This is a genomic window from Arthrobacter sp. 05T423, assembly GCF_056396245.1.
The window spans coordinates 79,976-91,468 of the sequence record NZ_JBFTLC010000003.1; the positions used below are offsets into that span (position 1 = coordinate 79,976).

Here is an 11,493-nt window from a genome sequence, read left to right on the forward strand (position 1 = left end):
CGGCGGCGACGGGCCCCTGAAGCAAAGGACTCCATCCAAACTATTCGTGATCCACGGCACAGGCTAAGCCAGGCGGCTTTTCCTAACACTTCCTTAGGTTTCCGGCCCGTTTGGAAGCAGGGCCTGTTGCCGGTGGACGACCCCGTGGAGGAACAGCGGCGGCCGGCTAAAATCCCTTGCAGGAGGTAGTCTCCAAACGGGCTGCGGACGAAGGACCAAAAAGAACAACCTACTAAGGAACGTGCAATGGAAGTGCTCATCGTCGAGGACGACGACGCCATGGCGTCCGCCCTCGACGCGGCCGTGGTCTCCGCCGGGCACAAGGCCACCAGAGTCGCCCGCGGGGCCGATGCCCTCCTGGTCCACCGGCGGTTCGAAGTGATCCTGCTGGACCTGGGCCTTCCTGACCTCGATGGCCTTGACGTGCTGCGGAAGCTTCGCCAGGTGACGGCCTGCCCGATTCTGATCCTCACGGCCCGGGACGATGAGCGCAGCGTGGTCCTGGGACTGCGCTCCGGTGCAGATGACTATCTGGTCAAGCCCGTGAAACTTGTGGAACTGCTGGCCAGGATCGAAGCCGTCACCCGGCGCACAGGCCGCCACGGCGACGGGCAGCATCACAGCATCGTGCTCGGGGACCTCGACGTCGACCTGGACCGCCGGGTGGCCGCCGTCGGTTCCAGGGTGCTGTCCCTGACGCCCACGGAATTCCAACTGCTCGCCCTGTTGGTCCGCCATGCGGGCTCCGTGGTCACGCGCGAACAAATACTGGACGCCCTCTGGGGCGATGCCTTCCTTGCGTCCTCGAGGTCACTTGATGTCCACCTCACCGGGTTGCGGGCGAAGCTCCAGCTGCCGGGGTTCATCATCAACGTCCGCGGCGTCGGCTACCGGGTTGAGGGAAACCCTGCGTGAGACTCCGCGTCCTGGGCATCCTGAGCCTGCTTTCCGTCCTGGTGGTGGTCGCTGCAGCCGGCGCCATTCTGTCCTCCGCGAGCCGGGAGCTCACCCAGGAGGTGCAGATCAACCGCAACGCTGCCCTCAACCGGTTCGCCCAGGTGGCCTACGATGCGGCGCTGGATGGCGATTCCGCCCAGCTGCAGCGGGAAATGGACGGATACTCCCGACTGTACGGCGAAGGGATCCTCGTCCGGTTGCAGCAGGGCACGCTGCGTTCGGGCGGTTTGAGCGAGGACAGGGGAGAGGTCCGGGACGCGGTTTCGAGGGCCAGCCTGAACGTCAGCGACACTGACCTTCCCACCCTTCAACCGTTGGGCAGCGGCTCGGAGGTGATTTCCAGGTCGTTCGGCACCGCCAGCCAAGTACTCGGCGAAGCAGTCCTGGAGGTCAAGCTGGATGCGGCGCGGCAGAAACTGCGGGACCGGTGGCTTGTCGTCGGACTGGCGGCGGCGGTGCTGGAAGCAATGCTCCTCCTGGCGGCCGCCCGGTTGACCGGGTGGGTGCTGCGCCCCGTTCATCGCCTGAACGCAGCGGTGACGGAACTGGAGGCAACGGGCAGGAGCAGCCAACTGCCCGCGGACGGCCCGCCTGAACTGAGGGAGCTGAGCCGGTCCTTCAGCGCGATGGCACAAACCGTCACCGCAAGCATCGACTCGCAGCGACAGCTGATCGCGGACACGTCCCACCAGCTGCGAAACCCCGTAGGCGCCCTCCGTCTGAGAATCGACCTGCTGCAGCTCGAACTGCAAACAGACCGGCAGCAGGCCGCCGCCGCGGGGGTAGTGGCAGAATTGGAACGCGTCGAAGAGCTCTTGGACGGCGTACTGAAACTCGCTGCCGCCGAGCACAAGGCGTTTGAAGGCTCGGCCCGCAGCGCCGTGCGCCCGGATTCCCGTCGGAAGCCTGATCTCATCGATCCGTTTCCCGTGCTGCAGGAGGAAGTGGAACGGGCGGCGCCTGCCGCCCGGAGCAGCGGGGCATCACTGGTGCTTGAGGCGCAGCCGGAGACTCCGCTCCAGCTGGCATGCCGTCCGGACGAGCTGGCGCACATGGTTGGTGAGCTTCTCACCAACGCCATCAAGTACGCGCCGGCCGCCCGCATCTCCGTGGCGGTCCGCCCGTGGCCGGGAGGTCTGGCGATCGAGGTGTCCGACGACGGACCCGGACTTTCCGCCGTCGAACGGGCCGCGTCCACCGGCAGGTTCTGGCGTTCTCCCCGGCACAAGGGGATCCCGGGGAACGGCCTGGGCATGACCATCGTGGACAGGCTCGCGGAGGCCAACGGCGCCCGGCTGCTGCTTGAGGAGCGGTCTCCGCACGGACTCCTTGCCCGGATAGAGTTTCCCGAACTGAAGCCCGGGCAGGAGTCCCCGCATGGCTGACGCCGGCACCGGGTATGCGTTTCCGTCCCGCCGGTCGGTCATCCGGGCGGGGCTGGCCATGGGTTCCGGACTTCTGCTGCCGGCCGTCAGTGCCTGCACGCCGGACGATCGCGGGCGCACGGTAACGGTGGCCGGGGGCGAGCCCGGCGGCTTTTACCTGGAGTTTTCAACACTCCTGGCGGAGTCACTCCAGCGTCACGGAGTGGTGGGTACGGCCATACCGCAGGTGACCGGCGGGAGCCTGGAGAACATTCAGCGGCTCCTCGCCGGCGACGCCACTTTCGCGGTGGCGCTGGCTGATGCTGCGGCGCAGCAGACGGCGAAAGCACCAGCGGCGACGCCGTCCTCGGCGGCCGTCGGGATGGTCGCTTTGGGCAAGGTCTACGAAAACTACGTCCACTGCCTGGTGCGGAGGGACAGTGGCATCCGCACTTTCGCGGATCTTGCCGGGAAGACCGCAGCCATCGGAGAGGTTGGCTCGGGTACGTCCCTGACGGCGCACCGCATCATCGCGGCATCCGGGCTGCCCTCCACTGGAAGCGCCGCTGGAAATGCCGCCGCGGGCAGCCCACTCAAGGAAGTGAACCTGGGGCTGAACGACGGACTCGCGGCCCTCACAGCGCGGTCCGTGGACGCCCTTTTCTGGTCCGGCGGTGTACCCACAGCCGCGATCACCGCCGCAAACAAGGAGGCAGGCCTCGCACTAATCGACCTGTCGGCATTGGTCCGGGAGACGCGGGCGCGATACGGCGGCTATTACGACCGGGTCCTGATCCCGGAGAACAGCTACGAGGGAGTCACAGGTGCATGGACAGTGGGCGTGGCCAACCTTCTCCTGTGCCGCGAGGACCTGGACGACCGCATTGTGGAAAGAACCGTCGAACTGCTGGTGGGGCAAGCCCGGGAACTTATCCCCCGGTCCAGCCTCGGCGTGCAGTTCCTGAGTCTGGAAACGCTGATCAACACCGCAGGCGTGCCGCTGCACCCCGCCGCGGCGTCGGCCTATCGCACCCTGCACGGCTAGAGCCCCCTGCCCTGCCTCGGCCTGGGCAGCTGGCATCATGGAGACATGACTTCAGTGACCTCCAAGGACCCTCACGCTCCCGTTCCCGCCGTCGTCCTGACCATCGCCGGATCGGAGGCGACCGGCGGCGCCGGAGCCCAGGCCGACCTGAAGACGTTCCAGGAACTCGGGGTTTTTGGCATCGCCAGCCTCACATGCATCGTCTCGTTCGACCCGAAAAATGACTGGAGCCACCGCTTTGTGCCCGTGGACCAGGAAGTCATCGCGCACCAGCTGGAGGCGACGACGGCGGCCTACGGTGCCGCTTCCGGCGCACCTTCCGTGCTGGACACCGTGAAGATCGGCATGCTGGGCAGCCCGGCCACCATATCAACGGTGGCCGCCGCACTGTCCCCTGGGGCATTCGCCAACGTGGTGCTGGACCCGGTACTGATCTGCAAGGGCCAGGAGCCGGGCCACGCGCTGGATACGGACCAGGCGCTCAAGGCGCAGATCCTGCCTCTAGCCACCTTCGTCACGCCCAACCACTTCGAGGCCGAGTCGCTGTCCGGACTGGAGATCACCGACGTCGAATCCCTCAAGGCCGCGGCGATCCGGATCCACGAACTGAGCGGAGCCGCGGTGCTGGCCAAGGGCGGCGTGCGGCTGTCCGGTCCCGACGCCGTCGACGTCTTCTACGACGGCGAGACCCTTGAGGTGCTGACGGCGCCGAAGGTGGGCGAGGTGGCCGTCTCCGGCGCCGGCTGCTCGCTCGCTGCTGCGGTGACGGCCGAGCTGGCCAAGGGAGCCACGCCGCTGGAGGCAGCCCGGACCGCAAAGGACTTCGTGACCGCGGGCATCCGCAACCGCGTGGCCTCCGGTGCCCCGTTCGATGCCCTCTGGCAGGGCGGCCCGCGCTAAACCCCCTCAGGAGCGGGGGTCAGCCACGGTTCCCATGATCAGCGGGAGGCCGGTTTCAATGTGCACCATCTGGTAGTGGAACGGCCGTCGAAGTCCTCAGTGGTTTTCAGGGTCTTCTGCAGTCCGGCGGCTTCCAGGACCTGGCGCAGATCAAAGCTGCATCTGTGGTCCCAGCGGGGCAGCTGGACCTGCACTGCCTGCAGGGGCGCGGCGTCCAGGGCATCCGCGATATTCATGAGCTGTTGCGGCCCGATAAGGCAGAGGAATCGGTGGCCTTCGGCAGGACCAGCCGCATCACGAAGCCCTCAGCGTAGGGGAGGTCCACGCCCCGCCAACCGGCACCTTCCCCGTACTTCAGCTCCAGCAGGTTGTGCATGGCGGAGACGTCGATTTGCTCGCCGTCGGCGAGGGTGAAGGGCACGTCCGACGTGGAGCCCGGGTCAAAAGGGGTCTGCCAGGCTGCCGAGCAGCGCGTTCATGGCCTCATCGGGCCTGTCCTGGGGAAGACCCAGCACGGCGTCCAGCTCCGCAGCCGTCTCTCCGGACGCACCGGCACGGAGCATCGCCAGCGCAACCAGCAGGCTGCTGGGCGAGGACACCACTTCCCGCCTGAACCGTTCCCGCCGTCGGCTAGCAATGCGTGTCCGAGCCCAAGGGCGGAGTCCCGGAACGCGCGGTATTCTGCGGCGTAAGCGGTGCCATCCACCGTAGCCCGCTCCACGCCGTCGGCCTTGAGCAATCCCGGCGCCGCGGCCGAACGTGGCGCCGCCAGTGCGACCGCGGCCTGGGCCGCCACCATCTTGGCCATTCGAATCCTGTTCATTGCAGTCCCCGGCTCACCCGGAGAACACCGTATGCCCACAGTCAACCAGTGGGGTCCGACAGTAACGATGCCTGGCCGGTCACGGTTACCCGTCCACCTCCACAGAGCAGCGCTGGCGTATCCTCGAGGCATCCCGGTGGATCGCGAAGGAGCGTCTCATGGCCCGGCATTTCGACAGCGTGGACGAGTACATCGCGCAGTTTCCCACCGACGTGCAGGATGTCCTCCGGGAGGTCTGGCGCCGATGCCGCGCGGCCGTGCCTGGCTCTGGCGAAGCGATCAGCTACGGCATCCCCACGGTCACCCTCGACGGCAGGCAGGTGGTGTATTTCGCTGGGTGGGCCCACCATATTTCGGTGTATCCGGTGCCGTCAGGAGACGACGCCTTCGAGGCTGAGATAGCGCCCTTCCGGTCCGCCAAGGGCACGCTCAAGTTTCCCCTCGGCAAGCCTATCCCCTACGGACTCATCGAAAGAACGGCGGCGCTGCTTGCCGTCGAACGCAGCATGCGGTAACCGCCGTCAGTGCTGCCCGCCGTTGAACGCGTACGACGGCGGGAGCGGACGACGGCGGGAAAGCCCGCCGGCCGTCTTGGGCACCGTCCGCCCGGCGCACCTACCGCTGAGCGCTCACTACCGCCGCGGAATGTTCCGGAGGTTGCTGCGGGCCATGCTCACTGCCTCGCCGGCACCACGGTTCAGGACCACCTTCGACATGGCGGTGGCGAACCCCAGGACCTGCGAGCCGGTGATTTTCGGCGGGATCGACAGCGCCTTCGGATCCGTGATGAGCTCCACCAGCGACGGCCCGGGATGGGAGAAGGCCTCACGGTAGGCATCCTCAATCCGGGCGGGATCCGTGACCCTGACGGCATGGAAGCCGAGGGCGCGGGCCACTGCGGCGTAGTCGGCATCGGGCACATCCACGCCGAAGTCCGGCAGGCCATCCACCAGCATCTCCAGCTTGACCATGCCCAAGGTGGAGTTGTTGAAGACCACCACGTTGACCGGCAGCCGGTGCGCGGCAACCGTGATGAGTTCGCCGAGCAGCATTGACAGCCCGCCGTCGCCGGACACCGAAATGACTTGGCGGCCGGGGTAAGCCAGCTGCGCGCCAATGGCATGCGGCAGCGCGTTGGCCATGGAGCCGTGCAGGTACGAGCCGATCAGTCGGCGCGTGCCCAACGGGTTGATGTAGCGCGCGGTCCACACGTTGCACATGCCGGTGTCCGCGGTGAAAACTGCGTCCGCGGCAGCCACCTGGTCCAGCAGGGACGCCGCGTATTCCGGGTGGATCGGCTGCTTCTTTTCCACCTTACGCGTGTAGGCGCTGACGGCTTTGTTCATGAGGCGGTCATGCTTCTTGAGCATCTGGTTGAGGAAGCGGCGGCTCTTCTTCGGCGCCAGGAGGGGCATCAGTGCAGCGAGCGTGGGCAGCAGGTCGCCATGGACGGCGATGTCGACGTCGGTCCGCCGGCCCAGCCTGTGCGCCGCACGGTCCACCTGGGCGGTGCGGGTTCCGGGCAGGAACTGGTCGTACGGGAAGTCGGTGCCCAGCAGGAGGAGCAGGTCCGCGTCCTCGATCCCCTCCGCCGCGGCGCCATAGCCCAGCAGCCCGGTCATGCCGATGTCGTACGGATTGTCGTACTGCAGGAAGTCCTTGCCCCGCAGGGTGTGCCCGATCGGCGCGCCAATCAGTTCCGCGAGCGCGATCACCTCGTCATGGGCTCCCTGCGTGCCCGCCCCGGCGAAGATGGCAACCTTGCCGGCCGCATTGATGGCATCCGCGAGCTCCCCGACGCTTTCGGCGTCTGGGGTCAGGGTTGCGGGCCGGAACTTCGCCGGCGCCGGCGTCTCGCCGGTGGCCTCCAGCCCGGCGATATCGCCGGGAAGGGTGACGACGGCGACGCCGCCCAAGGCGACGGCGTGCTGGATGGCGCTGTGCATCACCCGCGGCGCCTGTTCGGCCGTGCTGATGAGCTCCGAGTAAACGGAGCATTCGTTGAAGATCCGGTCCGGATGGGTTTCCTGGAAGAAGCCGCTGCCGATCTGCTTGCTCGGGATGTGCGAGGCGATGGCCAGAACCGGCGCGCCGGAGCGGTTGGCGTCGTACAGGCCGTTGATCAGGTGCAGGTTGCCGGGCCCGCAGGAGCCGGCGCACACGGCAAGTTTTCCGGTCAGCTGGGCCTCCGCCGCGGCGGCGAAGGCAGCGGCTTCCTCGTGCCGGACATGGATCCAGTCAATGCCTCCCTGCTGCGAGCCGCCCGTCTGGCGTACGGCGTCGACGATCGGGTTGAGGCTGTCCCCGACGATTCCGTAGATCCGTTGGACGCCGGCAGCCTGGAGCTGTTGGATGAGCTGGGTGGCAAGTTCCTTGGCCATGGGTGCACGCTCCCGCAATCGGATGGGTGGGCTGACAGGGCCAATATAGTCCGCTTAGCTTGGCGCGGGTTTCAGGTTGGTGTTTGGCTGCGTTCGGGCGGTGGGCTGCTCCGGACCGGTTTCCACATACGGCAGACCCGCCGTTGAGGCCGGGGGTCCCCACTCATAGCGTTGTTGGAAAGGCATTCAGCCTCTCCAACAAACCACAGTGAGGATTGATCTTGGCCAACAAATCCCGCCGCCGCCGGCTTGCAAGACGGAAGTCCCGGAGCGGGCACCCTGCCGGGAAGACCGCCACCAGAGCAGCTTGCCTTGCTTTGAACCAAGGCGACCAGGAAGTGGGTTCCCTATTCGCATTCGTGACTTGGCGCCGGAAGAACGGGATGTTGCCAGACATCCTTCCCGTCCTGGCGCAACTGCAAGCGTTCTTTCCGATTTACGCCGAGCTCTCCGGCGGCGCCGCAGTGACCGCCATGGACCCCGGACTCATCGCTGAACATGTGGGGTTACTCAATGAGCGTGATGCTGACCTCGCATCCTTTTTCTCTGCCGTGCTGTTTGAATACATGCACTTTCTGAGGGATACGGGCCGCTGGTCCGGCACCGACGAAAGCCACCGGGTTTTGCATGACGTGCTCTATCACGGGATTCTCAACGAAGAATTCTTCCCCGTGGGGTGGCGACGCACGCGAGCCGGAAGCAGTCGCCTGGCCTCCAGCAAGAGTGCGTGAGCGTCACTGGACAGCCTGGGAAAACTGCCGCAGCCTTACCGAAAAACCGGCAGGATCCGCTTGCGCGTCGGTCAGCTTCCCGAGTGCGCCTGCAGGAACGTGTAGACCTCGGTCTCGTCCACGCCTGGGAAGGCGCCCGGGGGCATGGCCGCCAGCAGGTGGGAGTGGGCCCGGGCCGAGGGCCAGGCGTTGCCCGCCCACTCGGATGCCAGCGCAGCCGGCGGCCGTTTGCAGCAGGTGGGGTCGGGGCAGTTGGACGTTGCCCGGGCCGTCGTTTCCCGTCCCCGGAACCACTTCACGTGCTGGTACGGGACGCCGATGCTCAGCGAGAAATGCCCGCTGGCCGACCGGTCCGTGCGGGCGGTGCACCAGTACGTGCCCGACGGCGTGTCCGTGTACTGGCTGTAGGCGCTGAACTTGTCCGGCACATCGAACACGGCGCGGGAGGTCCAGGCCTTGCAGGACGGCTGCCCCTCGATGGCGCCCGTGTGGTCCTGCGGGAAGTTCACGCCGTCGTTCTCGTAAGCCTTGTAGATGATCCCGCTCTGGTGGGTCTTCTGGAAATGGGTGGTGATGCCCAGGTGCTTGGTGGCCAGGTTGGTGAAACGGTGGGCGGCGGTTTCATAGGACACGGCAAAGGCATCCCTGATGTCCTCGACCGCGATTTCCTTCGCTGCCTTGGCTTTTTGCAGAAATTCAACGGTGGCCTGCTCCGGGAGCAGGAGCGCGGCCGCGAAATAGTTCGTGGCCACCCGCTGCGCAAGGAAATCGCCGTAGTTGCGGGGCGTTTCATGGCCCAGGACATAGTGGCCCAGTGCCTGCAGGAGCACGGACCGGGGGTCGTGGTCCTGCCGTTCGCTTTGCGTCAGGTAAATTTTGCGGTTCTTCAAATCGGTCACCGAACGCGTGGAATGGGGCAGGTCGCCCACGTGATGGAGGCTGAAACCGAGGTTCTCAGCGATGTCGGCAATGACGTGCTGGCTGAGTGGACCAGTGGTGTAGCCGACCCCCTTGAGGACCTTTTGCGCCTCCGCCTCATACTCCGGGAAATAGTTGCCGCGCTCGCGCATCATGGCCCGCAGCTCGCCGTTCGCGCGGCGGGCCTCTTCCGGCGTCGCCACCTGCTCGTTCATCTTGCGTTCGAGCTCGTGCAGCAGCCCGACCTGTGCCTCCAGGACGTCCATCGGCAACCGCGAACTGATGCGGATTTTGGGCAGGTTGAGCGACTCGTAGAGCGGTCCGCGCTGGTAGCGCTCGAGCTCGATTTCCAGGCCTGCCCGGCGGCTGGGCGGTTCGGCTCCAAGCAACTGGTCGATGCTGACGTTGAGCGCCGTTGCCAGGTGCTGCAGCAAGCCGAGTTTGGGTTCCCGCTTGCCATTCTCAATGAGGCTCAACTGGCTCGGGGCGGTTCCGACGGCGGCACTCAGGTCATCCAGCGTAAGTCCCGCCTGCTTGCGCAGATGGCGCACGCGGCGGCCGAGCGAGATAACGTCCAGTTCCGCCGTCGACTGCGGTGACGACGGCTGTGAAACTTCCCTGTTCCAGCTTGAAGGCGACATTTCTGAAGAATACGTGAAGAAGTGCATTTCTTTCCAGCGTTTCCCCCTAGAAAGGTCTTTCAAAGTGCAGAAAAGTAGGTGTCACGGAAAGAAACACCACCGGAAAAGCCGGCCGCAGCTGCAAAGGCGCAGCGAAGGTCGGCCCGGAAACCATCACCCGGAATGGCCCGGGAGCTAACAAGGAGACAAAGATGACTGCAGCATTTGAGCCCACCCAGCAGACGCCCGAACAGCAGGCCGCCGCACTGGAGCTCGAGTGGGCTGCCAACCCGCGCTGGGAAGGTGTGACCCGTGACTACAAGGCAACGGATGTCGTCCGTCTCCGCGGCCGGGTCTCCGAAGAGCACACCCTGGCCCGCCGCGGCTCCGAGAAGCTGTGGAAGCAGCTCACCGAGGAGCACAAGGAAGGCAAGTACACCAACGCCCTGGGTGCCCTGACCGGCAACCAGGCCGTGCAGCAGGTCAAGGCAGGCCTGCGCGCCATCTACCTCTCCGGCTGGCAGGTTGCCGCGGACGCGAACAACTCCGGCCACACCTACCCGGACCAGTCCCTCTACCCGGCCAACTCGGTCCCCACCGTGGTCCGCCGCATCAACAACGCCCTCCTGCGCGCAGACCAGATCGAGTTCTCCGAAGGTGTCCAGACCGTCGAGGACTGGCTGGTCCCGATTGTCGCCGACGCCGAGGCCGGCTTCGGCGGTCCGCTGAACGCCTACGAGCTGATGAAGTCCATGATCCAGGCCGGCGCCTCCGGTGTGCACTGGGAGGACCAGCTCGCCTCGGAGAAGAAGTGCGGCCACCTCGGCGGCAAGGTCCTCATCCCCACCCAGCAGCACGTCCGGACCCTGAACGCGGCCCGCCTGGCCGCCGACGTCGCCGGCACCCCGTCCGTCGTCATCGCCCGCACCGACGCCGAGGCAGCCACCCTGATCACCTCCGACGTCGACGAGAGGGACCAGGAATTCATCACCGGCGAACGCACCCCGGAAGGCTTCTACAAGGTCCGCAACGGCATCGAACCCTGCATCGCCCGCGCCAAGGCCTACGCCCCGTACTCCGACCTCATCTGGATGGAGACGGGCACCCCGGACCTGGAATTGGCCCGCAAGTTCGCCGAGGCCGTCAAGGCCGAGTTCCCGGACCAGATGCTCTCCTACAACTGCTCGCCGTCGTTCAACTGGCGCAAGCACCTGGACGACGCCACCATCGCCAAGTTCCAGCGTGAACTTGGCGCCATGGGCTTCACCTTCCAGTTCATCACCCTGGCCGGATTCCACGCCCTGAACTACTCGATGTTTGACCTCGCCCACGGCTACGCCCGCGAAGGCATGAGCGCCTACGTCGAACTCCAGGAGAAGGAATTCGCCTCCGAATCCCGCGGCTACACCGCAACCAAGCACCAGCGCGAAGTCGGCACCGGCTACTTCGACGACATCGCAACTGCGCTCAACCCGAACGCATCCACCCTCGCCCTGGTCGGATCGACCGAAGAGGGCCAATTCCACTAATCCCCGGCCGCCCCTCCGCTCGCAAGCTCGCGAGGGAACCCGGCGGCTGTGGGCCCCTCCAGCCCAAAGGTGAGCTGTCAACATCGCTCACCGGAAGGCACGACGGCGGCCGGCACGCAGGTGCCCATGCCTCGGGCCGGGAAAGGTGATCCGGAAGCGTGCGTAAAAGGGGCCCTGTCCCCCGCCCGGCCGAGCTCTGCGAGGCCCATGGCGGGGATGGGGAAT

At 66.2% G+C, this 11,493-nt stretch carries 12 protein-coding genes; 7 read left to right on the forward strand and 5 right to left on the reverse strand.

The genetic code is table 11. The features are described from left to right. Positions 1-246 precede the first annotated feature (246 nt). From AC1DFE_RS04190 to AC1DFE_RS04205, 4 genes are read left to right on the forward strand one after another with little or no spacing between them, the layout of a single operon-like run. Positions 247-915, forward strand: a complete 669-nt coding sequence (locus tag AC1DFE_RS04190; RefSeq protein WP_476904651.1) for a response regulator transcription factor — start codon at positions 247-249, stop codon at positions 913-915. Then, positions 912-2,342, forward strand: coding sequence for a HAMP domain-containing sensor histidine kinase (locus tag AC1DFE_RS04195; RefSeq protein ID WP_476904652.1), 1,431 nt, complete (start codon positions 912-914; stop codon positions 2,340-2,342). Before AC1DFE_RS04190 ends, AC1DFE_RS04195 begins: the two co-directional genes overlap by 4 nt. Continuing rightward, entirely contained in the window at positions 2,335-3,366 is a 1,032-nt protein-coding gene (locus tag AC1DFE_RS04200; RefSeq protein WP_476904653.1) for a TAXI family TRAP transporter solute-binding subunit, read from the forward strand. The genes AC1DFE_RS04195 and AC1DFE_RS04200 overlap by 8 nt, the downstream gene beginning before the upstream one ends. 45 nt (positions 3,367-3,411) lie before the next feature. Further along, positions 3,412-4,266, forward strand: a complete 855-nt coding sequence (locus tag AC1DFE_RS04205) for a hydroxymethylpyrimidine/phosphomethylpyrimidine kinase (RefSeq protein WP_476904654.1) — start codon at positions 3,412-3,414, stop codon at positions 4,264-4,266. 38 nt (positions 4,267-4,304) lie between these two features. On the opposite strand, the gene AC1DFE_RS04210 is transcribed toward AC1DFE_RS04205, so the two are convergent. From AC1DFE_RS04210 to AC1DFE_RS04220, 3 genes are read right to left on the reverse strand one after another with little or no spacing between them, the layout of a single operon-like run. Then, positions 4,305-4,502 (reverse strand): hypothetical protein, encoded by a 198-nt coding sequence (locus tag AC1DFE_RS04210; protein WP_476904655.1) that lies wholly within the window; start codon positions 4,500-4,502, stop codon positions 4,305-4,307. Then, positions 4,499-4,687, reverse strand: a complete 189-nt coding sequence (locus tag AC1DFE_RS04215) for a hypothetical protein (protein WP_476904656.1) — start codon at positions 4,685-4,687, stop codon at positions 4,499-4,501. Before AC1DFE_RS04215 ends, AC1DFE_RS04210 begins: the two co-directional genes overlap by 4 nt. A 19-nt stretch (positions 4,688-4,706) precedes the next feature. Further along, positions 4,707-4,865 carry a serpin family protein gene (locus tag AC1DFE_RS04220; RefSeq protein WP_476904657.1) on the reverse strand — a complete coding sequence of 53 codons (159 nt, stop codon included), beginning with the start codon at positions 4,863-4,865 and terminating at the stop codon, positions 4,707-4,709. A gap of 382 nt (positions 4,866-5,247) precedes the next feature. Here AC1DFE_RS04220 and AC1DFE_RS04225 point away from each other — a divergent pair, with 382 nt between their 5' ends. Beyond that, positions 5,248-5,604, forward strand: coding sequence for an iron chaperone (locus AC1DFE_RS04225; RefSeq protein ID WP_476904658.1), 357 nt, complete (start codon positions 5,248-5,250; stop codon positions 5,602-5,604). 117 nt (positions 5,605-5,721) lie between these two features. Here the strand turns inward: AC1DFE_RS04225 and AC1DFE_RS04230 are convergent, their stop codons facing one another. Continuing rightward, a complete protein-coding gene (locus AC1DFE_RS04230; RefSeq protein WP_476904659.1) occupies positions 5,722-7,470 on the reverse strand; it encodes a pyruvate dehydrogenase in 1,749 nt (582 codons plus the stop codon). A 383-nt stretch (positions 7,471-7,853) separates the two neighbouring features. On the opposite strand from AC1DFE_RS04230, the gene AC1DFE_RS04235 reads away from it, so the two are divergent. Continuing rightward, complete coding sequence (locus AC1DFE_RS04235; protein ID WP_476904660.1) at positions 7,854-8,201, forward strand: hypothetical protein; 348 nt, start codon at positions 7,854-7,856, stop codon at positions 8,199-8,201. Between the two features lie 71 nt (positions 8,202-8,272). On the opposite strand, the gene AC1DFE_RS04240 is transcribed toward AC1DFE_RS04235, so the two are convergent. Next, complete coding sequence (locus AC1DFE_RS04240; protein WP_476904661.1) at positions 8,273-9,787, reverse strand: helix-turn-helix domain-containing protein; 1,515 nt, start codon at positions 9,785-9,787, stop codon at positions 8,273-8,275. 164 nt (positions 9,788-9,951) lie between these two features. Here AC1DFE_RS04240 and aceA point away from each other — a divergent pair, with 164 nt between their 5' ends. Then, positions 9,952-11,268, forward strand: coding sequence for an isocitrate lyase (gene aceA, locus AC1DFE_RS04245; RefSeq protein ID WP_476904662.1), 1,317 nt, complete (start codon positions 9,952-9,954; stop codon positions 11,266-11,268). Positions 11,269-11,493: the final 225 nt, after the last annotated feature.